Source organism: Tessaracoccus zhenghani, from assembly GCF_055326325.1.
This window is the reverse complement of the sequence record NZ_JBUZNQ010000006.1, coordinates 108,505-132,817: the sequence shown is the minus strand read 5'-3', so window position 1 is coordinate 132,817 and position 24,313 is coordinate 108,505. Positions and strand designations below refer to the sequence as shown.

18 protein-coding genes are annotated in these 24,313 nt (G+C 67.7%); 4 read left to right on the top strand and 14 right to left on the bottom strand.

The window, feature by feature from the left end; translation table 11 throughout:
* Window positions 1-8 precede the first annotated feature (8 nt).
* The 6 genes from ACZK4S_RS12750 to ACZK4S_RS12725 all read right to left on the bottom strand — a co-directional run bounded on the left by ACZK4S_RS12750 (window position 9) and on the right by ACZK4S_RS12725 (window position 6,836).
* Window positions 9-1,355, bottom strand: coding sequence for an alpha-L-fucosidase (locus ACZK4S_RS12750; protein ID WP_463644511.1), 1,347 nt, complete (start codon window positions 1,353-1,355; stop codon window positions 9-11).
* Window positions 1,355-2,896 carry a M81 family metallopeptidase gene (locus ACZK4S_RS12745; protein WP_463644510.1) on the bottom strand — a complete coding sequence of 514 codons (1,542 nt, stop codon included), beginning with the start codon at window positions 2,894-2,896 and terminating at the stop codon, window positions 1,355-1,357. The genes ACZK4S_RS12750 and ACZK4S_RS12745 overlap by 1 nt, the downstream gene beginning before the upstream one ends.
* On the bottom strand, window positions 2,877-3,785 hold the full coding sequence (locus ACZK4S_RS12740) for an ROK family protein (RefSeq protein WP_076063859.1): 909 nt from the start codon (window positions 3,783-3,785) through the stop codon (window positions 2,877-2,879). The genes ACZK4S_RS12745 and ACZK4S_RS12740 overlap by 20 nt, the downstream gene beginning before the upstream one ends.
* The gene (locus ACZK4S_RS12735) at window positions 3,785-4,666 is read right to left on the bottom strand and encodes a carbohydrate ABC transporter permease (RefSeq protein WP_083665681.1); all 882 of its coding nucleotides are present in this window, start codon (window positions 4,664-4,666) and stop codon (window positions 3,785-3,787) included. Before ACZK4S_RS12735 ends, ACZK4S_RS12740 begins: the two co-directional genes overlap by 1 nt.
* Window positions 4,656-5,480: a carbohydrate ABC transporter permease gene (locus tag ACZK4S_RS12730; RefSeq protein ID WP_463644509.1), complete on the bottom strand. Its 825-nt coding sequence runs from the start codon at window positions 5,478-5,480 to the stop codon at window positions 4,656-4,658. Before ACZK4S_RS12730 ends, ACZK4S_RS12735 begins: the two co-directional genes overlap by 11 nt.
* Before the next feature lie 93 nt (window positions 5,481-5,573).
* On the bottom strand, window positions 5,574-6,836 hold the full coding sequence (locus ACZK4S_RS12725; RefSeq protein ID WP_076063854.1) for an ABC transporter substrate-binding protein: 1,263 nt from the start codon (window positions 6,834-6,836) through the stop codon (window positions 5,574-5,576).
* Window positions 6,837-7,001: 165 nt separating this feature from the next.
* Between ACZK4S_RS12725 and ACZK4S_RS12720 the strand changes: the two genes are divergently transcribed.
* On the top strand, window positions 7,002-8,123 hold the full coding sequence (locus ACZK4S_RS12720) for an ROK family transcriptional regulator (protein WP_076063852.1): 1,122 nt from the start codon (window positions 7,002-7,004) through the stop codon (window positions 8,121-8,123).
* A 6-nt stretch (window positions 8,124-8,129) separates the two neighbouring features.
* On the opposite strand, the gene ACZK4S_RS12715 is transcribed toward ACZK4S_RS12720, so the two are convergent.
* On the bottom strand, window positions 8,130-10,700 hold the full coding sequence (locus tag ACZK4S_RS12715) for a PEP/pyruvate-binding domain-containing protein (RefSeq protein WP_463644508.1): 2,571 nt from the start codon (window positions 10,698-10,700) through the stop codon (window positions 8,130-8,132).
* A gap of 94 nt (window positions 10,701-10,794) precedes the next feature.
* Window positions 10,795-12,339: an NCS2 family permease gene (locus ACZK4S_RS12710; RefSeq protein WP_463644507.1), complete on the bottom strand. Its 1,545-nt coding sequence runs from the start codon at window positions 12,337-12,339 to the stop codon at window positions 10,795-10,797.
* A gap of 129 nt (window positions 12,340-12,468) precedes the next feature.
* On the opposite strand from ACZK4S_RS12710, the gene ACZK4S_RS12705 reads away from it, so the two are divergent.
* Complete coding sequence (locus ACZK4S_RS12705) at window positions 12,469-12,993, top strand: lipoprotein LpqH (RefSeq protein ID WP_255436361.1); 525 nt, start codon at window positions 12,469-12,471, stop codon at window positions 12,991-12,993.
* A gap of 65 nt (window positions 12,994-13,058) precedes the next feature.
* On the opposite strand, the gene ACZK4S_RS12700 is transcribed toward ACZK4S_RS12705, so the two are convergent.
* From ACZK4S_RS12700 to nagB, 3 genes are all read right to left on the bottom strand, one after another.
* The gene (locus ACZK4S_RS12700; protein WP_463644506.1) at window positions 13,059-13,832 is read right to left on the bottom strand and encodes a DUF3027 domain-containing protein; all 774 of its coding nucleotides are present in this window, start codon (window positions 13,830-13,832) and stop codon (window positions 13,059-13,061) included.
* A complete protein-coding gene (locus tag ACZK4S_RS12695; protein WP_076063845.1) occupies window positions 13,833-14,216 on the bottom strand; it encodes a cold-shock protein in 384 nt (127 codons plus the stop codon).
* Window positions 14,217-14,304: 88 nt separating this feature from the next.
* Entirely contained in the window at window positions 14,305-15,090 is a 786-nt protein-coding gene (gene nagB / locus ACZK4S_RS12690; protein WP_076063843.1) for a glucosamine-6-phosphate deaminase, read from the bottom strand.
* Window positions 15,091-15,306: 216 nt separating this feature from the next.
* Between nagB and ACZK4S_RS12685 the strand changes: the two genes are divergently transcribed.
* On the top strand, window positions 15,307-16,065 hold the full coding sequence (locus ACZK4S_RS12685) for a hypothetical protein (protein ID WP_459397036.1): 759 nt from the start codon (window positions 15,307-15,309) through the stop codon (window positions 16,063-16,065).
* Window positions 16,066-16,070: 5 nt separating this feature from the next.
* Here the strand turns inward: ACZK4S_RS12685 and ACZK4S_RS12680 are convergent, their stop codons facing one another.
* The gene (locus ACZK4S_RS12680; RefSeq protein ID WP_459397035.1) at window positions 16,071-16,592 is read right to left on the bottom strand and encodes an NUDIX hydrolase; all 522 of its coding nucleotides are present in this window, start codon (window positions 16,590-16,592) and stop codon (window positions 16,071-16,073) included.
* Window positions 16,573-17,280, bottom strand: coding sequence for a copper homeostasis protein CutC (locus ACZK4S_RS12675; RefSeq protein ID WP_076063770.1), 708 nt, complete (start codon window positions 17,278-17,280; stop codon window positions 16,573-16,575). The genes ACZK4S_RS12680 and ACZK4S_RS12675 overlap by 20 nt, the downstream gene beginning before the upstream one ends.
* A 48-nt stretch (window positions 17,281-17,328) precedes the next feature.
* Here ACZK4S_RS12675 and ACZK4S_RS12670 point away from each other — a divergent pair, with 48 nt between their 5' ends.
* Window positions 17,329-17,859 (top strand): GNAT family N-acetyltransferase, encoded by a 531-nt coding sequence (locus tag ACZK4S_RS12670; protein WP_463644505.1) that lies wholly within the window; start codon window positions 17,329-17,331, stop codon window positions 17,857-17,859.
* A gap of 62 nt (window positions 17,860-17,921) precedes the next feature.
* On the opposite strand, the gene pulA is transcribed toward ACZK4S_RS12670, so the two are convergent.
* On the bottom strand, window positions 17,922-24,236 hold the full coding sequence (pulA, locus tag ACZK4S_RS12665; protein ID WP_463644504.1) for a pullulanase-type alpha-1,6-glucosidase: 6,315 nt from the start codon (window positions 24,234-24,236) through the stop codon (window positions 17,922-17,924).
* Window positions 24,237-24,313: the final 77 nt, after the last annotated feature.

Here is a 24,313-nt window from a genome sequence, read left to right as displayed (position 1 = left end):
CCTAACGGCTAGCCCGCCCGCACCGGAATGCCTTCCATGGCCGCGACCACCACCGGCTCGTCCCTGATCACGTGGGGAACCGACACCCAGTCGCCCGCTGAGACGGTGACTTCACCGTCGGCGCCGAGCCACCTGAGTCGCGATCCGGCGAGCTCGTGGGGGATGTGGAGTTCGCCGGGCGACGGGTCCAGCAGCGCGTAGACCGTGTCCGCTTTTTGCGTGTAGCGAACATCCCCGTCGCCGAAACGCACCCAGGGGCGGGTGCCGTAGATGGCGTCGCCGTAGCTCCGCAGCCAGCCGCCGAGGGCCGCCATCGACGCCGCCTGCAGCTCAGGGATGGTGCCGTCCGCGCGGGGCCCGACGTTGATCAGGAGGTTGCCGTTCTTGGCCACCACGTCGACGAGCAGCCTGATGAGGTCGGCACCGCTGAGCGTGTGCTCCGAGCCCTCGGCCTGGTTGTAGCCGAACGAGAACCCGAGGCCGCGGGTGGCTTCCCAGGGGACCTCGACGGTGTGGTTGATCTCCATGTATTCGCGGGTGATGAAGCCGTGATAGGGCACCCCCCAGCGGTCGTTGACAACGCCGTCGGGCACCTGGTCCAGGTACCGCTTGAGGAGCGTGGCGACGGCGTATTCCTCATGCCCCTTGCCCCCGTCGGGCCATTCGATGTCGTTCCAGAGCACGTCCGGGGCGAACCGCTCCACGAGCTCGTCCACCTGGGCGGCGGCGTAGCGGCAGAACAGTTCGTCGTGGCGGCGGAAGCGGAACAGGTCGGTGTCGGATTCGATGGGTGGGAAGTCTGAGACGTGCCAGTCCAGCGCCCCGGAGTAGTAGAGCCCGAAACGGGCGCCGGCGCGGCGGGTGGCGTCGTGCAGTTCGGCGATCAGGTCGCGGCGGGGGCCCCGCTGCACGGCGTTGAAACCGGTCGTGCCCGTGCCCCAGAGGCAGAAGCCCTCGTGATGCTTGGAGGTGGGGATGATGTAGCGGGCGCCGGCGTCGACGAGGCGGCCGACGAAGTCGTCGGCGTCGAACTGGTCGGCGCGCCAGTGGTCCGCCAGGTCCTCGTAGCTGGTGCCAGTGCCGTAGACCGCCTGGTGGTGGAGCCAGGTGGGGCTGCCGGCGATGCGCACCGTGTTGCCGTACCACTCCGCGTACTGGTGGTGGGTGTAGGCGTCCTCGACGGGCACTCCCCCGGGCCCGTGCGCGGTCGCCCAGGCCGGCACCGAGTAGAGGCCCCAGTGGATGAAGAAGCCCAGCTTCGCGTCGCGGTACCAGTCCGGCACGCGGCCGGTCTCGGGATATGCGGGCGGGTTGTCGCCGAACTCCGGCCCGGTGCGGATCTCAAAACGAAGCATCAGTTCCTCCTGGTGACGGTGGCGGTCAGTTCCGGTTCGACGCCCTGCTCGAAGGGGAACACCCCTGGAGCCAATCGGTGATGGCCCAGGCGCAGGAGGTCCTGATCCACACCCCCGGGCGTCAGCGACAGGATCCAGCCGGCGGCCAACCCGAAGAGCTCGGGCTCCAGGTAACCGATCTTAACGACGACCACGTCGGCGCGGGACGGATCGAGGCCGAGCTGCGTGAAGTCGGCTAGGTGGTGGAAAGGCTTGCGGCGTTCGGTGATGATGGCGAACACAGATCCGGCTCGCACCACCGCCTGTCGACCGGCCACGGGATCACCATCCGTCAGGGAGAACACCTCGCCGCGCAGCTGGGCCGGCGGCGCGGTGCGGGAGTCCACCTTCCCGCCGACGGAGAGGTCAACGACGGCGCCAACCCCGGCCTCCCAGGCCTGCGCCACCGCGACCTCGTCGAAGATTGAGGCGTGGATGATTGTGCGCCCGGGCGTGGTCAGCTCTGGCCTCTCCAGCAGTTGCGCCAGGGACCAGGCGACGTCTCCGGCTCCGCCGGCCGTGGGGTTGTCGCCCGAGTCGGACACCACGAAGGGACGCGGCGCGTCCTCCTGCACCGCAGTGTCCATCGCCTGGGTGAAGTCGGCCGTCGGGCCCACGAAGATGAAATCTCCACGTGCGTCCCAGTAGCTGCGGGCCAATTCGTGGGCCGCGGACGCGATGGCATCAGGGTCGTCACCCGTCACGACGACGGCTGCCTGGCACCGCGGCTCGTCGGCCCAGGCGTACCCCACCCAGATCGACGCGTCGAGCACGCCGTCGCGCGCCTCGATCTGAGGAAGGCGGTCATACAGCGCCTTCGCCGGGTCCAACCGGGTGCTGGTCTTCTCCCCCGGCAGCAGAACCGGCACCTGCAGCCAGGCCTTCAGCGGGCGGCGTTCCACCACATCGGTGGTGCCCCTCAGGCGGACCAGCAGGTTGTGGACGGCTCGCTGCTTCGTGTTCCACGCATCCTCATGCGGGGCCATCCGGTAGCAGGTCAGCAGGTCGACCTGGTCGAGGAGCGTCCGCGACACGTTGCCGTGGAGGTCCATGGAGGTCGACACCAGCGTGTCTGGGCCAAGTGCCTCCCGAACAGCGGTGGCCAGGTCGGCCTCGGCGTCCTCCATGCCGACGACGCTCATCGCGCCGTGGATGTCGAAGAAGAAGCCGTCGAACGGGCCCTGCTCCCTGATGCCGGCGACGATAGCCTGCTTCATCCGTTCATAGGTGTCGGGTGCGACGGCGCCACCGGGCAGTGACCGACCGTGGTAGATCGGCACCCAGTCGGCGGCCCGGCGAAGATCCTCGCCTTCCGCCAGGAAGGGATAGTAGGCAAGGAGGTCGGCACCGGCGCGGATCCGGAAGGCATCATCGCCGCTGATGTGCGGCGAAAAGGTGCTCGACTCGATCGAGATCCCACCGATCCCGATCCGTGGTCTGGTCAGCCCACCACCGAGGGGCGGTAGCGGCCCCTTCCACACCTCAGAGGCCAACGGGTTCACGGGACTCCTCTTCCATCGCTGCTGCGGCGGCGCCCAACGCGACACCGTGCTTACCCAAGCTCGACGGCGACACCCGCACCGTCACTCCCGACACGGAGGGCAGCCGTGCCAGCCATTGTTCCAGCGGCCTGCTCAAGACATCCCATGCCTGTCGGACACCCCCACCCACGACGACGTGCAGCAGGTCGAAGAGATTGGCTGCTGTCACCGCCGCCTGGGCCACGGCCTGCGCTGCTCCGTCGTACACGGCGAGCGCCGACGGATCTCCCACTCGGGCGCGGTCTGCAATCTCCGTGCCTGGCGTTGCCCGGCCTGTCAGGGCGAGGAACGCCGCCTCAATCGCTCGCCCCGAGGCGCGGGTCTCAAGGTGTCCGCTCTGGCCGCAGGTGCACAGGAGGTCTCCGTACCCGGGGGTGTGCCCGATCTCCCCGGCCATTCCACCGCGGCCCACCCAGACGCGTCCATTGAGCGCGACTGCGCCCCCCACCCCGGTGCCCAGAGTGAGACCAAACAGGTCGGACTCCCCCCGCCCAACGCCCCAGGTCAACTCCCCGGCGAGGAAGGCGTTGACGTCGTTGAGGGCATACACCGGGACGCGGAACCGGTCTCGGAGTCGTCGGTCGATTGCGACGCCCACCCAGTCGACGAACGTGTCTGAGGCTGCCACCACGGTTCCACCTGAGATGACGCCCGCGGCACCGACGCCGATGGCCGCGATCGGTTCGTCACCAAGGCTCTCAATCCCGTGCTTGACGGCAGCGATCATCGCATCGCCTCCGGCTTGAGCCGGCGCCGGTACGGTCGTCGACGACAGCACCTCCCCGTCGGCGTTGCAGCGCACGACTGCGATCTTGGTGCCGCCAATGTCGACACCGATGTAGTCCTTCATCAACGGCCACCCAGCCCCGCCATGGCGATGCCCTTGATGAGGTGCTTCTGAAGAATGATGACCAGCAAGGTCGTCGGAATCATGGAGATGATGGTGGCCGCCATCTGGAGGTCCCAACGGGTTCCGTGCTGTGTGGAGAAGGTGGCCAGGCCGACGGGCAGTGTGCCGTGCGCGTTGTAGTCAACCGTCACGATGAGCGGCCAGAGGTAGCTGTTCCAAAAGCCGAGGAAGGTGAACACGGCGAGGACAGCGAGTGCGGACTTCGCCAACGGCAGGATGATCGTGGCAAAGATCCTCACCGTCCCGGCACCGTCCACTCTCGCCGCCTCTTCCAACTCGAAGGGGATCCCACGGAAGAACTGACGCATCAGGAAGGTACCGAAGGCGCCGAACGCGAACGGGAAGATCAGGGACCGGAAGGTATCGACCCATCCGAACCACTGCATCATCTGGAACATGGGGATGACCAACACCTCGGCAGGCACCATGAGCGTCGCGAGGAACGCAATGAACACCACGTCCCGGCCCGGCCACCGCATGCGACCGAACGCATAGCCAGCCGTCGCGGAGACAAACAGCACCACGAGTGTGCCTACCACCGCGACGAAGAACGAGTTGCCGATGTAGGTGAGGAAGGGGCCGAACCGGAACACTTCCGCGAAGTTGGACCACTTCAGCTGGGAGCCGATCAGCCTCGGCGGCATCGCAAACATCTCGGTGTTGGGCTTCAGAGCCGAGAAGAATGCGTAGATCAGGGGAAGGACAAAGATGGCGGCGGCCAGGTAGATCGTCACGTGCCGCAGGATGAGCCCGCCTCGTGACTTCTTCTCAGGGCCGGCCTGGGTCTCAGCCTTCTCGGGTGTCAGGGTCTCAGTGCTCATAATGCACCCATCGCTTCTGTGCTTTGAACTGCAGTGCGGTGATGCCGATGATCACTGCGAACAGAATCCAGGCAGCCGCGGCGGCCAGTCCGAGGTTCTGAAACTTGAAGCCCTGGTTGTAGATGAACTGGACGAGTGGCTGCGTTGCGTTGCCGGGGCCTCCACCCGTGAGCAGCTGCGGCTGCGCGAAGACCTGCAGCGCGGTGATCATCGTCATGACGGTGGCGAAGAACAGGGCGGGAGAGATCATCGGCAGGATCACGTTCCACGTCATCTTGAATCCCTGCGCGCCATCGATCAGCGCCGCTTCAACGACGGACTCGGGCAGCTGTTCCAGTGCAGCCGAGAAGATCAGCATGTTGTAGCCCAGCCCCTGCCACACGCTCATGACGACCACCATGATCATTGCCCATTGGGGGTCGGCCAGGAAGTTGGGCAGCTCGTAACCGAACAGGGACACTGAAACGCCATTGAAGAGTCCCTGCGGCTGAAGCATCATCTTCCACACCAGGACATTGGCGACGATCGGTGTGACCACGGGAATGAAGAAGAGCACCCGGAGCGCCCCGCGCCCACGGATACGCGGCCCCAGGCCCATGGCCAGAGCCAGCGCCAACACCACATTCGCAGGTACGTACAGAAGGGCGTAGACGAACGAGTTCCGCAACGCCGGCCAGAAGTCCGGGCTGTTGGTGAACAAGCGGATGTAATTGTCGACCCCGTTGAAGTACCGGTCACCGAACGTCGGCCAATGGAAGAAGCTCATCACGATGGAGAGGCACACCGGCACGATGGTGAAGGCAGCGAGGCCCACCAGGGCTGGGGATGCGAAGCCCAGCGCCTGGCGCGCCTCCTTCCGGGTGAGTGCCCCACGTCGGGGGGCGGTGTGAGGGGAACGGAACATGATCTAGCTGAACTGCCCCTGGGCAGTGGCGAGGATGTCAGACAGTTCGGCACGCCCGGAATAGGCGTTGACCAGTTCCGGAGTCAGGTACGCAGAAACCTGGGCCCACTCGTCGCTGACCCGCTGACCCTGCACGTTGGCGAAACCAGCCTCAAAGGCTTCCTTCACCTCGTCGCGGTAGGCCTCGTCAAGGGAGTCGAAGTACTTCGGCTGGGATGAGGTGCGCGCAGGGTAGCTGCGACCGGACGAGGCGACGTAGTCCTGCGCCTCTTCGCTCAGGAGTGCACCCATCACCTTCAGGGCCGCCTCCTTGTTCTCGCAGTTCTTTGCGATACCGAAGCCCGAGCCGAGGACGAGGCCGAGCGGTTCACGGCCATCCGCGGAGGGCAGCGGCGCAAGGCCGACGTTGAAGCCCGATTCGTTGGTCAGGTAGCTGACCGCGTTCCAGGTTCCATCCACCGCCATCGCAGCGTTGCCGTTCGAGAACTGGTCCTCTCCCCACCCAAGTTCGGACGCGGACGCCACCTCGGCAGCAACCTGCTGCTCGGACACCAGGCCGGCGTACCAGTCGGCGGCTGCGGCAAATTTCTCATTGGTCAGATCGAGGGTGCCGTCCTCCGTCACGGGCTGGAGACCCGCCTTGGAGATGGGCAGAGCCATCCACTGAAAGTCACCCATACCTACCGCGAAGCCGTCCTTGCCGTTGGCCGTGGCGGACTTGGCGGTCGCTTCAAAATCGTCGAAGTTCCATCCGGCCTCAGGGAGAGGGGCACCTGCAGCTTCGAGTTGGTCCTCGTTGTAATAGACCAACATCGTCGCCACGTCGAAGGGGATGCCGTAGAGCTTGCCCTTGTTCATGAGCACTTCCTCGGCGCCGGGAGCCAGGTCGCCCCTGCTGAGCCCTGCAGTCTCGAGGTCGGCGTCGGTCAACTCATGGAACCCATCGACGTAGCTCGAGAGCCGTCCTGAGTTCATGCCGGTGACGCAGGCCATGTTCCCTGACGCCATGTTGGTGGTGAGCTTCGTGAAGAAGTCTCCCCAGGGGGCGGTGCGTAGTTCGATGTTGTACTCCGGCAGCATCTTCTTCGCGATGTCGACTTGGGCCTCGATGGCCTCTTGGTCGCTTTCGCCCCCGGCCCACATCTCGATGACGATGTCCTTGCTGTCGGAGGAACCGGATGCGGAGCCCCCCGCGTCGGTGCCGCAGGCGGTCAACGCAAGGGGAATCAACGCTGCAGTAGCGATGGCTCGACGGATGTTCTTCATGGTCGCCTTTCGTGAGACTTAGTTCGTCATCGAACTAACTTTCTTCAACCTTGGTGAGATGAGCATGCCACAGCGCAGACTGAGATGTGAAGAGGTCTGTGAGATACATCTTCGGAGATCATAGAGACAGTGGTATCTTCTTTCGACATCGAAGGAAGAGGCGCCATGGGACTGCCCGAACAGATCACCGAACTTGTCGCCCGCGGCCACGCTGTCTCCCGCAGCGACTTGGCCAGGGCGCTCGGCGTCTCCCCTTCCACCGTGACGGTGCACGTGCAGGCGATGCTCGCCGACGGCACGCTTGAGGAGGCAGGTTCGGGAGTCTCACAAGGTGGCCGTCGGCCGCGAGTGCTTAAGCTCGCTGGGGGTGACGCTGGCGTCGTGTTGGCCGCAGACCTCGGCGGCACGCACGCACGGGTCGGAGCTGTCGGTCTGACGGGGGAATTGCTGACGGCCACCAACCTGCTGCTCCAGATCACCGACGGTCCCGAAGACACGCTGGCCCGCGTCGCTGCTGCCCTTCAGCGCGTGGCGCCTGAGGGTCGTGAGGTGAAGGCGGTCTCCGTCGCATTGCCTGGCCCAGTCAACTTCGAGGCCGGCAGGGTGGAACTACCCTCGCGGATGCCAGGGTGGTCTGGGTTCCCGGTGCGCGATTGGCTGGCAGACCACATGGGGGTTCCCGCGGTGGTGGAGAACGACGCAAACGTCATGGCTCTGGGCGAACACCATGCCCGGATGGGCGCATCGGGTCACAGCATCACCGTCAAGATCGGCACAGCGATCGGCAGCGGCATCATCGTCGACGGCAGGCTGCACCGAGGTGCGACCTGGGCCGCCGGCGACATCACCCACACGAGGATTGAAGAGGCTGGCGACACCCCATGCACCTGCGGCAATCTGGGCTGCCTCGAAACGGTCGCCAGCGGCGCCGGGCTGGCGCGGTTGCTTCGGGAGAAGGGGTACCTGACCCACACCACGGCTGACGTGCTGCGGCTGACCCGCGAAGCGGATCCCATCGCCACCTCGCTCGTTCGCCGCGCCGGTGGTTATCTCGGACGTGCTCTGTCGATGGTGGTCAACTTCTTCAACCCCCACGCGGTCTTCCTCACCGGTGGCGCCTCGTCGAGCGAGCCGTTCGTTGCGGCCGTGCGCTCCACGATCTATGAGAGCTGCCACCCACTGGTGACACAGAGCCTCACGATCACCCCGGCGGAAACCGCAGAGAACGCGGGACTGCTCGGCGCCGGCCGCTTGGCCCTGGAGACCAGCGTCTTCACTAGGAGCTAGAACCACCTAACAGCAGAAGACCCGCTGGTTCACGACGTCGGAGTACAGCACGAGGGACTCCGTGCACACCACGTGCACCACCTCGGCGATGGCCGGGTCCGCGTTGGGCACGACGGTGAGGATCTCGTTGGGTCTGGACGTCAGCTGCTCGTGGTTGAACACGTAGCCGGGCCGCCCGTCGAAGATGGCCGCGTAGAACGTCTCCCCCTCGACGATGTCCTGGAAGAAGTGGCTGCCGTAGCTGAGGTCGGGATGGAAGTCTGCGTCCGGGTAGGTGTACTCGATGAGCGCGTCGGCTGCGGCGATCTCCGAGAAGGACACCGGCACCCCCAGCGACGGCGTGGTGGTCCCCCACCGCCCGGGGCCGATGGCCATCACCCCCTTCCCCTTCAGCGCCCGGGTTGCCTCACCGACCAACCGTGCCACCGCGTAGCGGTCCTGGTGTCCCAGGCTGAGGTAACGCTTGGGCCGGACGTAGACCACGGCACCGATCGGGAGCCGCACATTGCCGCCCATGAACGTGCCGTTCGAGCTGAACAGGCAGTCCCCGCTGTTGGCCAGCTCCGGCATCCGCACCGCCTTGCCCAGCCCACGGGTCTGGAGCGGCCGGCACTGCACGAGGTTGAAGCGGTAGTCGCCGTCCGGGCCGAAGTTGAGGGTGAACTCGATGTCCACCGGGTAGTCGTAGGCCTCCGCCAGGGTGGCGAGCGCCTCCCGCATCAACGCGCCGAAGTCCGTGGTGGTGAGGAGCCCCTGCAGGTCACAGATCATCTGTGGTTGGGCGGCGGAACGCCCCAGCTCCTGCAGGCGCCTGAGCGCCCCCCGGTCCGGCGTGAGGAACAGCGACCAGTCGGCCCCGATCCGCCCGTCGGGGTCCCCGGCTGCGCCGCTCATCACGTTGAGCAGCGGCTCTGTCACCAGCTCGTTGGCGCTCAGCGAGAGCACGTCGACGTACCGCTGGGAGTAGCGTCGCTCCATCCCCTCCTCGACGATGGGCCTGCGGCTGGGCACGTCGAGCGTGACGATCCGGGCGTAGTCCTCGTGGGTGCGGTCCACGGCCCGGGTGCCCAGGCCGAACACGACGCGCAACATCCCGGCCTCCACGTCGATCCCCGGTTCCCAGACGTAGAGGTTCGACGAGTTGCCCACACCGCCGGCGTGGGGGAAGAACAGGTCGCCGTGGTGGTCGCCGGAGACCCGCTGCACCAGGACGGCCATCTGCTCATCGAGGTGCGAGAGGCCCCGGTCGCGCCGGTACTCGAGCGCTTCGGCGCTCATGACGCTGGCATACACCGAGCGCACGGCGTCCTCGAAGCGCTGGTAACGGTCCTCCGGCGAGCCCTGGCCCGCGCAGAAGACCGACTCGTACTTTCCGGCGAAGGCGTTGCCGAAGTTGTCCTCCAGCAGCGAGGAACTGCGCACGATGATCGGCGACTGACCGAAATACTCCAGCATCCGCATGAAGTGGTCCCGCACCGACGGCGGGAAGCGGCCGGTGGCGAGCTTCTGGTGAAGTTCCGCACCGGCGCTGAAGTAGCCCTCGGGGGTCTTCTGCTCCATCCACAGCCGCCACCACCCGTTGGCGACCACGTAGGTGTACCAGAGGTCCGCGCCCAGGAAGAAGGAGTCGTGGGCCTCCATCTTCGCCCGGAACTGCGGTTGCCGCGCCAGGATCGCCCTGGCCACGAGCATGCCCAGCGCCTTGCCGCCGATGGCGCCGGTACCGATCTCCCGGGAGGCGGTGGCCACCAGGTCGTCGAGCGTGAGGTAGCTCTCGGCCAACTCGACCATCCGCCCCTCACCACCGACGAGCATCTGGAGCAGCAGGCCTTTCGCGCCTGCGACCTCGCCCTCGTCCCCGGAGCGCAACGCGTTGCGGCCGGTCTGCACCAGCGACTGCCAGTGGTCCGGCGGGTCGAAGGTGTCGCTCATCCGGGCGAAGAGCCTGGCGGAGGCTTCCGACGACGTGATGGGCCGCGCGTCGTCGCCCTGCAGCGCGTGGGGGAAGAACATCGTGGGTGAGTGCCGCCCGAAGACCTTGAGGGGGTGCACGTACAGCTCCTCGTCGACGCCATAGAGGTCCAGCAGGAGCTGGGTGGTGGAGCGGATGGCGGCGACCGTCGCGTACGTGTGCTCGCCGCGCACCAACGGGAAGTAGGCGACGGTGTCCAACTCGTAGAGGAAGGGGCAGGTGACCTGGAAGAAGTTGGCCACGGCGAGGTCCGAGTGCCACCCGCTCAGGAGATCCGTGAGGCAGTCGAACACGTAGAAGGCGAGCCTTCCGCGCTCAGCGGCTATGGTGTGCACGGCCGTGGCGAACGCCTCGAACCCGCCTCCGGGCTCGATCTCCACCACCTCGACGGCGGGATCGTCCACCACGGGCGCGTGCGTGCCGTAGCGCACATAGGTGATGTGGCGGCCGTCGGCGAGGGCCCGCCGCACGAAGGGCTCCACGACGCGGCGGTAGTCGTCGAGGGAATCGACCTGCCACACCACGTTGTCGCCGAGGCGCAACGAATCCACGATCCGGTCCAGCCCCGCCGTCCCCGTACTGACCAGGTTGAAGTTCTCCGCCATCGTCCCTCCTCGTCGCTCTCCTCCAGAGTGCCTCATCGGCCGGGACGACGACGGGCCGGGCGGAATACCGCCCGGCCCGTTGTGGTCCAGCAGATCAGCCGATGAGCCAGCCGATCAGCGCGCCCTGGATGAAGTAGATGACGAACAGCGCCGCCACCACGTACATCAGGGGGTGGATCTTCCTGGCCTCACCCTTGACCAGCTTGATGAACACGTGCGCCACCATGCCGGCGCCGATGCCCACCGTGATGGAGTAGGCGAACGGCATGAGGATGATCGTCAGGAAGGCGGGGATGCCCACCTCGGGGCGCGTCCAGTCGACGTCCACGACCTGCGAGATCATCAGGAAGCCGACGAACACCAACACGGGGGCGGCGGCCTCCGACGGCACCAGGTTGATCAGCGGGGCGAGGAAGATCGCCGCGATGAACGCGAGGCCGGTGACGACCGACGCGAGGCCCGTGCGGGCACCTTCGCCCACGCCTGCGGTGGACTCGACGTAACAGGTGTTCGAGGACACCGAGCCAAGGCCACCGGCCATGGCGCCGACGGAGTCGACGAGCAGGATCTCGGTGGTGCGCGGCGGCATGCCGTCCTTGTCGAGCAGGCCACCCTCAGAACCCACGGCCACGACGGTGCCCATGGTGTCGAAGAAGTCGGCCAGGAGCAGCGAGAACACCAGCACCAGGAGTGCGACGAAGTTGGCCAGCGAGAACTCGCCGTCCGGGAAGAACGCGCCGAACATGTCGATACGGCCGATGAGTCCCAGATCGGGCAGCGTGAAGTTCTGCAGCGCCGGGACGTTGAGCGCCCAACCGTAGGCGTTGCTGCCGTCGGGCGACTGGGCGCCGACCTTCGTGACGGCCTCGATGATGATGCCCAGCACGGTGGCGCTGACGATCGAGATGAGCATGGCGCCCTTGACCTTCAGCACGTACAGGGCGATCAGGATCAGCATTCCGAAGAAGAACACGCCGATCGGCCAGCCCTGCAGGGTGCCGCCGACACCGAGCTCGACGGGAGTGCCCGCTCCGCGGCGGACCACGCCGGCGTTGACGAGGCCGACGAAGGCGATGAACAGACCGATACCCACCGAGATGGCGGTGCGCAGCGTCTTCGGGATGGCCCTGAACACGGCCGTCCGGAACCCGGTCAGCACCAGGACGAAGATGAGGATGCCCTCCCACACCACGAGGCCCATGGCCTGGGGCCAGGTCATCTGCGGCGCGAGCACGTAGGCCACCAGGGCGTTGAGGCCGAGGCCGGCGGCGAGACCCATCGGGAAGCGGCCGATCAGGCCCATCGCCAGGGTCAACAGGCCCGCGATCAGCGCGGTGGCGGCCGCCACCATGCCGATCGACGCGCCGACGGCGGCCTCATCGACGATGGTGCGGGCGGCGTCGCTGTACATGGGCGCGCCTGAGATCAGGTTGCCGTTCTTGTCTGCCGCGGTACCGATGATGAGGGGGTTCAGCGCGATGATGTAGGCCATTGCGAAGAACGTGACGAGGCCACCGCGGATCTCTCGCCCGACGGACGAGCGGCGCTTGGTGATCTCGAAGAAACGGTCGAGTCCGGACGCGGTGCCGCGCGAGGTCTCTGGATGCAGCTTGGCTGCCTTGGGGGAGTTCGTAACCACGGACGACCATCTTATTGCCTCCGCACCGGCGACTCTCACCAGGTGCGCGTCCGCGATGCGCGACCGGCGTCAGGCCTGGGTCCATTTCGCATCCTGGCCTAAGCTGGCCCAAGTCAGAAAGGGCGATTTATGAACCGTGTGAAGGCATCCCTCCTCGCAGGACCCGCCGTGCTGGCGCTGCTGCTCTCCGGATGCACCGGCGGCGCCGGTGGCGCCCCCTCTCCCGTGGGGCAGGGCACCGGAGAAGCGAACGCCGACGTCCCTGCCGGCCAGGCCCTTCCCACCGAGATCACCACCGAAGCCCCACAGGGCGGCGCCGCCGTGCGCCTCGGCGACACCGAGGAGGCCATCACCAAGGTGGGCTGCACCCAGGTCAACGACAACTGGTCCATGAGCGGGAGCAATGAGGGTGGCGCGAAGGTCGCCGTCACCACCACCGGCGACAAGCAGACGGTGGTGAGCGCCAGCGTCGTGTTCGACGACGGCAAGCTTGTCGACATGGACACCGCACGGGACCTGGGCAGCGCCACCATCACCTGGGACGGCGACTGGTTCACCGTCGTGGGCAGCGGCCCGTTCTACGACCTGATGGACCCGGCCGTCACCGGCCAGGACCCGGTCAACTTCGTCGTCAAGGCCAGCTGCCCGGCCTGAGCCCCACCGGCAGGCAGCACAAAGCCCGCGGGCCGACCATCGTCGGACCCGCGGGCTTTCCAGTCTCAGTCGAAGAGGCTCTCGTCGACACTCACCGTGTCGAACGCGGGAGCCGGCAGTTCCTTGGGGCGCTGTTCGGCCACGACGTCGGAGTGCCCGCCACAGCCGTGGTCCAGCGACACGACGTGCCCGTCGGACGGCGAATACTCGTTGGTGCAGGCGCCGAAGATGACGCCCAGCGAGCCGCGGAGGGGCACGAAGTAGGCGCACGTGGCGCAGTTGGCGGGGGCCTCGCGCGACATCTCGTTGTGCGGGCCGGCCTCCCCGCGGCACCAGCGCTCGACCGCCTCGTCGCGACCGACACGGCTCAGCACCCGCTGCCGACCGAGGCCCAGTTCGGCGACGGTGGTGCGCAGCTGCACCCATTCCGACGGGTCCGCGTCGGCCGGCAGGTCCGTGGCGGCGAAGCCGGGCTCCAGGCGCGGGTCGTTGTCCGGCGTGGCCATGAGCATGCCCGGAGCGATGTCTCCGGCGCCGATCCGCTCCTCCCACGGCACCCAATCAGGCGCGAGAAGTGCGGCGGGCTGCGGCAGCAGGACCACCTCGTTGACGGTGACCACCTTGGAACGCGAGGCGCGCACCAGCGTCACGGCCCAACGCCAGTCGGCGTAGCCCGTCAGGAGGCACTCGAAGGAGTGGGTGACGATGCGGTCGCCCTCTTCGGCGACGACCCCCAGGTGGGCGCCGACGGCCTCGTCACCGCCCTCTTCGACGGCGGCTTCGCGGGCGAGGTCGACGGCCTCGGCGGTGACGGCATCCAGCTTGAAGGGTTTTGCCATTTACAGCTCCAGTTCGTCGGCGACGCGGCGCAGCAGCGAAGCGACCTTGGAGGCATGCTTGCTGTCTGGGTGGCGTTGATGGCGGTAGTCGTTGCCGATGGTGTCGAGCATCTTGATCAGGTCCTCGACGATGATCGTCAACTGTTCGGGGTTCTTGCGCTGGGCCTTGGACAGCGACGGCGGGGTCTCCAGGACGTGGAGGCTGAGCGCCTGCTCGCCCCGGCGGCCCTCGATCACGCCGAACTCGACGCGCTGCCCGGGCTTGAGGGAGGTGACCCCGTCAGGGAGCGCGTTGGAGCGCACGTAGACATCGCCACCGCCGTCTTTGGTGATGAACCCAAAGCCCTTCTCAGCGTCGAAGAATCGCACTTTACCGGTTGGCACGTCGCCCCCACTTCTCAGAGAAAATCCAGTGACGGCACAGTCTAGTCGCTTGGGCAGCTGGCTGCCCAAGCGACGTGGGCCGGGCGGGTCAGGCCTTGCCCGTGAGTTGCTGCTTCAGCGCGTGCTGGGCCTTGAACTGCGCAGCGTATTCGAGTTTCGAGGCGGCGGCCTCGTCGACGATCACGATGCAGTTGGGGTGGAACTGCAGGATGGAGGCCGGCATCACGTTGGCGACGGGCCCCTCGACCATGGCTGCGATGGCGTCCGCCTTGTGCTCACCGGTGGCCACCAGGACGGCCACGCGGGAGTCCATGATGGTGCCGAGACCCTGCGTCATGCAGTGCGTGGGGACCTCGTCGATGGAGTTGAAGAAGCGCGCGTTGTCCTCGCGGGTCTGCGCGGTGAGGATCTCGACGTGGGTGCGCGAGGAGAAGGACGAGAACGGCTCGTTGAACCCGATGTGGCCGTTGGAGCCGATGCCCAGGATCTGCACGTCGACGCCACCGGCGGTCTCGATGGCCTCGTCGTACTCGTCAGCGGCGGCCTCCAGGTCGTCGGCGAAGCCGTTGGGCACGCGCACGCGGTCAGGATCCATCCCGAGCGGCTCTACGACGGTGCGGTGGATCACGTTGCGGTAGCTCTCGGGGTGCGCCGGGTCGATGCCCACGTACTCGTCGAGAGCGAAGCCGAGGCCGTGTGAGAAGTCGATGATGCCCTCGGTGGAACGGCGCGACAACTCCGCGTACAGCGACAGCGGGGAGCTGCCCGTGGCGAGGCCCAGGACCGGAGTTGCGATGCCCTCCAGGTTCTCGATCACCTTGTCTGCGGCGACCTGACCCACCTGGTCAGCGTTCTCAACGATGATAACTTCCATGGTTTTTCCCGAATCTTCACGAATCTGATTGCCGAAATGTCCGGCTTTGCATCCCGCCACCCTATTGTGCGCAACGTGACCTGAGCATATCCTGCTCATTTACCCCGTGAAGTGAACAGGAAATGTGCGCACCGAGGTACAGGGGAGAGGTTTGTCCGTACGTTTGCCCAACCTGACGTTCCGACCCCGTTGCCGCAGGGCCATTACGATGAATCCATGGCGACATGGAAGGACGGCGCGGCCTACGCGCCCGTGGAGAGACCGGACGGGTTCGCGACCCCTGTGGTGGGCCCCCTGTCGTCCGGCGAGCCGTACCGGGCGGAAACCCCCGGCCCCATCGGCCACCCCACCGGCTTCGACCCGCTCCCCCCGCAGCAGCCGCTCAACCTCATCGGCGACCGCCCCTCGAGCATGCGCGACCCGAGGGATGCCTTCACGGTGTACACGTCGCTCCTGACGGCAGATCCGGGCGGCGCCCCGGCAGGCCCGCGCAACCCGCTCACGCCCTTCCCGACGACTCAGTCCCCGCTCGACACGGCACCCCCGCCTCCCACCGGGCAGCCGCTCGACCCGCCTGGGCCGGCGTCCGCCTACCCGCCGCCCACAGTCCCCTCTGTACCCACCGGTCCGTGGGCTCCCCCGCCGTCGGTGGTGCTCCCGCAGACGGTTGGTACCCCCGTGCCGGTCACTGACAGCCACCGGGCGCTGGCCAGGGTCGCCTCCGTGCTCTGCTTCGTCGGGTTCCTCGTCAGCAACACCTCCGCGTTCATGCTGCTGGCCGCCGGAGTCATCGGGCTGCGCACCAAGCCGCTCACGAAGGCGCTGGGCTACGTCGCCACCAGCGTCGGTGCATCCGGGCTGCTGGTGCAGTGGTACCTCGCCGGGCAGCCGTCGCCCCTGTTCACCACGCTGTGGGGCTTCATCGCGCTGGGGTGCAGCATCGGCTTCATGCTGTATTCGCTCAGGGGGCGTTGAGCCCTTCAGCTTCGGGCCGGCACCGTGGATTCCTCGATCTCGCCGAGGTCGAGCGCCTCGCCGTCGTGGGCCGCAAGCAGAGGCAGTTCCGCGGGCCAGACGTCGGCGGGCAGCGCGTCGAGCGGGAACCACCGCGTTTCGACGCGCCGCTTCGCCTCGGCCTCGCTCAGGGCCGCGTGCACCGGATCGAACCGTGGCACGTGCAGCCGGTAGTAGGTCTCGTGCTGGATGAGGACGCGGTCTGAATAGCCATGGGTGACGGTGCGGGTGGCGACTGGCCGTCCCAATTCCTCTGGGTCGACGGTGAGCCCGGTCTCCTCGTACAACTCGCGCGCGGCCGCCTGGGGGGGCGACTCACCGTCGTCGATGCCGCCGCCCGGGGTCTGCCAGAAACGGGAACCCGGAATGCCCGGATCCGTGTCGCCCTGGAGGAGCACCTGCGGCTGCGCCCCTTCCGGAGACGACAGCACGATCACCCGGGCGCCACGGCGGCGCTTGACGCGGCGCTCAGTGGGGCCTGCGGACATGCGCCACCTCGGTGTCGATGAGGTCGCGCCAGCTCTCCACCAGTTCGGTGTCGATGTAGGCCTTGAAGGAGCCGCCCGGGCGCGCCGGTGACCCGATGTGGAAGGCGCGCACGCCCGCCCGGACCAGCCACGGCACGTGTTCCGGCTTGAGGCCGCCGCCGGCCATGATGAGGCGGGCCACCTCCTCGTCCGCCTTCGCGCGGCGGATGAGGTCGTCCAGTCCCTGCTCGACGCCGCGCACGGAACCGGCCGTCAGCACGTGCGTGAGCCCCGGCAGCGTGCGCACGTCCTGCCAGGCCTTGGCCGCGTCGAGGCAGTGGTCGATGGCGCGGTGGAAGGTCCAGGGCAGTGAGCCGTCGCCGACGAGCTCCGAGACCACCTCGCGGTCCACCCGGTTCGCGCCGTTCAGGAAGCCGAGCACCACCCCGTCGGCGCCGGCGTCGCGGTAGGCGGAGATGAGCCCCTTGAGCCGGGTGACCTCGCCCCCGTCTGTGCCGAAGCCCGGCCTCAGGCGCACCATCGGGCGGAGATGGATGGTGGTGGCGCGGCGCACCTTGTCGACCATGCGGGGCTCTGGGGAGAGTCCGTCGTCGTCCATGGTGCCGACCAGTTCCACGCGGTCTGCGCCGCCGGCTTCGGCGCGCTCGGCGTCGGCGGCGTGCAGTGCGATGACCTCCAGCAGGCTCATGTTCACAGCTTGCCAGGTTTGCGCCCGTGTTAGCGATAACATGAGCACGTGCCCGTACCCGTGTTGACCACGCCCACACCCGACGACGCTGAGGGCTGGTTCGATTTCCTCGTCGCGCAGCAGGAGGCGACCTACGCCGGGACCGTGCCCGCCGATTTCGCCGAGCGCCAGCGCGCCTACCGCGACGAGTGGGTGCCCGGCCTGGAGGCGCGTTTCGCCAACCCCGGTTCCGCTCGCGCCCTCGTCGCCAGGGTGGACGGTCAGATCGTCGGCATCGCGTCGATCACGGATGCGCCGGCCAGCTGGGAGGTGGAGAACGACCTCCTGCCCTCCCCCGCCACCCGCCTGCTCGACAGGTTGTACGTCTCCGCTGATTTCCACGGCACGGGGCTGGCCGACGCCCTGTTCAGCAACGTGGACGACGGCCGCCCCATGTACCTGTGGCTCATCAACGGCAACGAGCGCGCCAGGCGCTTCTACGCACGGCGGGGCTTCTCAGACCTGGACGAGCAGTTCATGGCCGGCCCCAGCTGGGGCGGGGTCGCGATGCACCGCATGCTGCGCAGCATGTCGCGCTGAACCCCACAATGCAGTGACGCCGGCCGAGCAGTGCTCGACCGGCGTCAGCGCTTATCCGGGGATCAGCGGAACATCACGATGTTGTTGAACACCCATTCGTTGTTCTGGCTGAAGACCCAACCGCCGCCCTTCTCGGCCTCGACCGCCGTGTAGACGGTCACCTCGGCGTAGGACCGGCAGCCGTTCCCGCCCGTCTGGGCGGTGTCGCACTCGGTGCGCCACCTGCGGCCGTCCGTCGCCGTCCACCCGTTGGTGACCGCCAGCGGGTTGCCCTGCCACTGCTGCCGGGTCATGTACGGCAGGTAGGTCAGGTTGTTGAACGCCCATCCGGTCTTCCGCACGAACTTCCCGTCCTGGATCACCACGACGGTGGCCCAGATCTCCGTGCGGCACCGTTCTGTCTGCGAGTACTTCTCGCAGGTGGTGTTCCAGTCGCGCCCGTTGAGGCCCTTGTGCAGCCCCGGCAGGGTGTACGGAGCGCTGCGCACGAAGGCCGGCGGGCCGGGAGGCGTCGTCGGGGGCTTCGTGGTGGGCGGCGCCGACACCGGCGGGGTGGGCTTCGTCGGCGGGGTGGTGGGTGCCTGCTCCTGGTCCTGCACGAGGACGACGACGGACCGGGCCGGGATCGTCAGCGTGCCGGTGGAGGAGGTCCAGGCGGTGGTGCCCAGCGTGGCGTCGGCGTCGGGCCCGTCGGTGAGGACGGGCGAGAGCGCCAGTTCCAGGCCGGCCATGCCGTCGACCTGTTCCGTGATGGCCTCCGGGGTGGCGTTGAACGCCACGAGGAGGCCGTCCACCGCACCGTCGACGTCCGTGCCGACGGTGTCGTCGATGCGCATGAGGATGAGGCCCGGCGTCTGGTCGGCGCCCGCGTTGGGGAACGTGACCTTCCGCGCGATGTCCTCAGCCGTGCCCAGCGTGAGCAGCGGGTAGGTGGAGCGCAACTTCAGCAGCTCGAGCGCACGGGCGCGCGAGGTGGCGATGTCCTCAGGAGACGGCGTGTTGGCCGGGTCCTCCAGGAGCGGGCGCATCGCGTTCCACTTCGCACCGTTCTTCTCCTCTGGAGGCAGGCCCACGCCGAAGTTGTTCGACTGCATGGACCAGTCGAGCGCGTTGAAGTGGTCGCCGGAGTTGTAGGAGTCGCGGTCCATGGACTTCGAGCGCAGCAGATCGGTGCCGGCGTGCCAGAACGACGGCGACTGCCCGAGCGCGACGGTGGCCAACGAGAGCGTGTTCATCCGCACCCGCGTGTCCATCGTCGAATCGGTGGGCAACTTCCACACGCCCAGGTCGAACAGCGTCTCGTTGTCGTGCGCGTCGACGTAGTTGACCGACTCGGACGGCTGCGTGGCGTAGCCGGCCGGCTGGCCGTTGTAATCCAGTTCGCTGCCCTTCTGGACGGTGCCCGCCGACGTCTCGAACGAGAAGTCGGCCAGGTTGCCGGCCATGCCGAGGCGGATGAGGTCCTGGCGGTGCCGCAGGTCCGCCTGCTGCTCGTCGGCGCTCCGGGAACTCACACCGTTCGGGTCTGTGAAGAGGCCGGTGCCGAAGCCCTGGAACTCGGACTTGTTCTCGTCGAAGGGCCCGCCGCCGTGGACGGCGTCGCGCAGCCGGTCGTTGAACGCCCCGATGCCGGTGCCGTCCAACTGGCCCTGCGTGGCCTGGTGGAAGCGGGCGTTGCCCGCCACCTCGCCGAAGTCCCAGCCCTCGCCGTAGAGGTACATGCTGCTGCCGTCGACACCGTCGGCTTGGACGGTGAGTTCATCGAGAGCCGCGCGGACGGCCTCCATGTTGGCGCGGGAGTGGTGGCCCATGAGGTCGAAGCGGAAACCGTCGACGTGGTAGTCGCGGGCCCACGTGACCACGGAGTCGACCATCAACTGCTCGGCCATGGCGTGTTCGGTTGCCACGTTCTCACAGCAGGTGGACTTCTCGACGCTGCCGGTCAGGCTGAGGCGGTGGTAATACCCCGGCACGACCTGGTCGAGCACCGACTTGTCGGCCTGCCCGGATTGCGCGGTGTGGTTGTAGACCTCGTCCAGCACGACCTGGAGGCCCATGCCGTGCAGGCCCCCCACCATCTCGCGGAAGGCGGAGGTCCGCTTCCCGCCGATCTGGTTCGCGTCGGAGGCGTAGGAGCCCTCCGGCGTCGAGTAGTGGAACGGGTCGTAGCCCCAGTTGAACGCGTCCTGGTCTGCCACGGCGGTCACCGCGGCCTGCTGCTCCGTCGAGGCCGGGCCGGCGTCGGGGACGACCGGCTCCACCTGCTGGGTGCGGTCCTCCTCGATCGTGGCGATGTCGAAGCTGGGCAGGAGGTGGACGGTGTTCATGCCGGCCTCGGCCAGTTCGGTGAGGGCGGCCACGCCGTCGCTGTCCTCCAGCGCGAACGCCTCGTAGGTGCCGCGCAGTTCCTCGGGGACGGTTTCGTCCGTGATGGAGAAGTCGCGGATGTGCAGCTCGTAGATGGTGCGGTCGACGAACTGGTCGATCACCGGCGCCTCGTTGCCCGTCCAGATCTCCGGCGCCCAGGCCGGGTCGTCGAGGTCGACGAGCACCGAGTGGGTGGAGTTGAGGGTGAGGCCGATGGAGTACGGATCCGTGACCACGTTGCGCTCGATGCGGTCCAGTGACGGGACGAAGACGCCCACGTCGAACTGGTACGCACGGTTCTTCCAGCCGGCCTCGCCGGTGAGCGTCCAGGTGCCGTCGGCCTGCTCGACCATCGGCACGCGGGTGGGCTCGCCCGAGCCGGTGGAGTCGGCGAAGAGGAGCAGGTCGACTTCGGTGGCCGTCGGCGCCCAGAGGCTGAGCGACGGCACCCCTGCGGCGAAGGTCACGCCGAGCTCGCCGGCGCGCGCATCCGACGCATACAGGTCGTCGAGCACGCCCGGGATCTGCAGCCCGGTGAACGCCTCGGGCAGCCCGTCGGCGTTGCGCTGGATGACGGCGAGGTCGCCCTTCAGGGCTTCCTCGACGGCGGCGCGGTCGGCGTCGAGCTTCAGCGCGAGGAAGCCGCGCAGGTGGCCGCGGACCTCGAGCTGGGCCGCGGTGAGACCGGTGGCGTCGTAGGTGAGGTCGCCGAGCTTTGCCGCGGGCGCCCCGGTGCTGCTGGTGACGACACCGTCGACGAGCGCGAGCCCGCCGTCCGCGTCGGCCCAGAGTTCCCAGGTGCGGGTGGCCGGGTCATCAGCGGCGACAGTCGCCGGCCAGGCCACGGTCTGCTGGTCGATCCAGTGGCCGAGCAGTTGATCGGTGCCGGCCAGCGGCGGATCCTGGACGGTGATCTCGAGCAGGTGGCTGTCGATGTTGTAGGCGAACGACACGAGCTTGTTCGCCGCCGTGGTGAACGAGTAGTTCCCTCCACCGGGCACGCCGCCGACACCGTAGTTCTCGGCCCACGACTGACCGTGGGCGACCTTCACCTCGTAGGTGGCGGCCGGAAGGGAGGTGGTGGACCAGGTGTAGTTGCCGTCGCCCGTCGGGAACATGAGCGTGGCGAGGCACTCAGGCTGCCAGTCACCCGGGCACCCCGCTGCGGCGTTGAAGCTGCCGGGGAGGGTGATGACGGGGCTCTGGGCCGTGTTGAAGAACAGGTGCGTCACGGGGTCGTAGAAGAACGTCACCTCGGTGGCTTCGGTCAGCGTGTACAGCGAGTTGCCCCCGCCGGGCACGCCACCCACGCCGTAGTTGACGTCCCAGGAGCCGCCCACCGCCACCTTGTACTCGTAGCTGCCGGCGGGCAGCGAGAACGTGCCCGTGTAGAGCCCGCTCACCGGATCCAGCGTGAGGAGCGCCTCCGCGCAGTCCGGCTTCCAGTCTCCGGAGCAGCCCATCGCTGCGTTGTGGTTGCCGGGGACGGTCACGGCGGTGGACCAGTCGATCTCACCGGCGTCGGGGGCGGCCGCACCCAGGTCGGTCCCGACGACGACGGTGGTCGAGGCGGCGACCCGCACGCCGCTGGCGTCGGTGCTCACCGCCCGCACCTCGAGGACGGTGCCGGGAAGATGCGCACCGAAGTCGCCGAAGACGCGCGGCTGGTCGGTCTCAGCGGTGCCCAGCGGGGTGTAGCTGCTGGAGCCGGCCACGCGGTAGGCGAAGGAGGTCTCCGCCCAGCGGTCGTCGGCGATGTCCGCCATGAGCGGCACCAGGCCGTCGGTGGGGGCGCCGGAGGTGACGGCGATCTGCTGGGCGTCGCCAGCAGGCGCGACCGGGGCACCGGCCTTGTAGACGACGGCGCTCAGCGCGGGAACGGTCAGGGTGACCGAGCCGTCGACGTTGGTCACGCCCGTGGTGGCGCCGTAGAGCGGCGCGTAGGTGGCGCCGGGCGTCAGGGTGGCGAAGTCGACGGTCTGGGGCGTCGTGGCGTTGTTGACGGCCACGAGGTACTCGACCTTCTCGGTGCGGTCGACGCGGGCGGCGGCGTAGACGCCGGCGCCGGATTCGGCGTAGAGCTCCGTCTGCGCACCGGTGGAGAGCGCCGGGTGCGCACTGCGCAGGCCGGCCAGGCCGGCGATGTCGTCGTAGAGCACACCGTCGGTACCGAAGTGGGCCCCACTGCCGGCGGGCGAACCGTCGATCAGGGAGTTGTCGAGGTAGCTGGGCACCTGCGAGGCGAACATCGACTCGCGGGCGTCCTTGTCGCCTCCGTCGCCGACGAAGCCCTGCTCGTCGCCGTAATAGACCACCGGCTGGCCGCGCGTCAGGAACATCAGTTCGTGGGCCAGCTCGGCGCGCTGCTGGCGGTCCGCGGAGTCGCCCAGGAGGAAGCCGACGCGGCCCATGTCGTGGTTGCCGAGGAAGGTGGGCAGGCTCGACGACGACGAGGTCGCCGTCGTGTAGTAGTCGTCGGCCGCGAAGAGGCCGGACAGGCCCTGTGCCGTGAAGCCCTTCGCGTAGCCCAGGGCGCTGGATTGGTAGGCGAAATCCAGCACCGAGTTCATGTCGGAGTTGCGGACGTACGGCGACAGCAGGCGCGCGTCGGCGTCATAGACCTCGCCGAACATGAAGAAGTCGTCCTTGGCGTGGTCCTTGATGGACTGGGTGAACTCCTGCCAGAAGACGAAGTCGACGTGCTTGGCGGTGTCGATGCGGAAGCCGTCGATGCCGAGGTCGGTCCAGGCCTTGTAGATGGCCGTCATGCCGTCGACGACGATCTGGTTCTCGGTCATGAGGTCGTCGAGGTCGCCGAAGTCCATGTAGCGGGCGGGTTCGCCGGCCGGCCAGGCGGGATCGAACCCGCGGTTGTGGTACAGCGTCGGGTCGTTGAGCCACGCCGGGAACTTCGCGTCCTCCATGCCCGCCGGGATCTCCGGGTCGTAGGGGAACGAGCGCTCGTCGGGGTGCATCAGCGGCATGGCCGCGGTCCCCGGTGCGTAGGCGGCGGGGTCGAACTCCGCCCCGTTGATGTCCTTGTACGGGCTGGCCGCCTTGGTGACGTAGGGCGGGTTGGTGCCCTCGTGGCCGGCGTAGTGGATCACGTCGGCGGTGTGGTTGGCGATGATGTCGAAGTAGACCTTGATGCCCCGGGCGTGCGCTTCGTCGATGAAGGCGTCCAGTTCGGCGTTGGTGCCGTAGTGCGGGTCGATCTGCGTGAAGTCGGTGATCCAATACCCGTGGTAGCCGGCCGACGCATCAGCGCCGGCGCCCTGCACGGGACGGTTCACGAACGACGGCGTGAGCCAGATGGCGCTCATCCCGAGGCCGTCGATGTAGTCCAGCCTGTCGCGGAGGCCCTGGATGTCGCCGCCGTTGAAGAACGCCTTGTCGGTGGGGTCGAAGCCTGTGACCAGGCGGTCGGTACCGCTGCAGTCGACGGGGAGCACCCCGTCGACGGCGGGACCGGTGGCGATGCAGGCGTCGTTGGTGGTGTCGCCGTTCTCGAAGCGGTCCGTCATGACGAAGTAGAAGTTGTTGCCGGCGCCCGGGTCACGGAAGGGCGCAGCGACGAGCGCCGCGTCGGACTCCTGGTAGCCGGCCGGCAGGTCGGCGATGCCGAGGGAGACCTTGTTGGAGCCGTCCTCGAAGCTCACCGTGACCGCCGTGTCCGCGGCGAGGCGCAGGGGGTAGTTGCCCCCATCGAGGCCGTAGGCCTCATCCCACGCGTTGTTGATCGCGATCTTGAATTCGTAATTGCCTGCGGGGACGGTGAAATCGCCCGTCCAGAGGCCGTCGCCGTCGGCATCGGTGAGGGCCGTGGCGTTGCATGTGGCCTGCCAGTCCTCCGTGCAACCGAGTTCGGTCTGGAAGTCACCCACCAGGGTGACGGACTCGGTTGCGGCGGCGGCCGGCGCTGGGGGTGAGATCGCTGTGACCACTCCTGAGGTGGCCAGCAACGCTGTGATGGCGATGCCCGAGAACAATCGGGAGCGTAAACGCGACATCAAGGTGACTCCTTCGTCATGACGATTTTAACGTTCAAGGCTCATATCTTCTCATGCGCCGGGCCGAAGCTCAACAC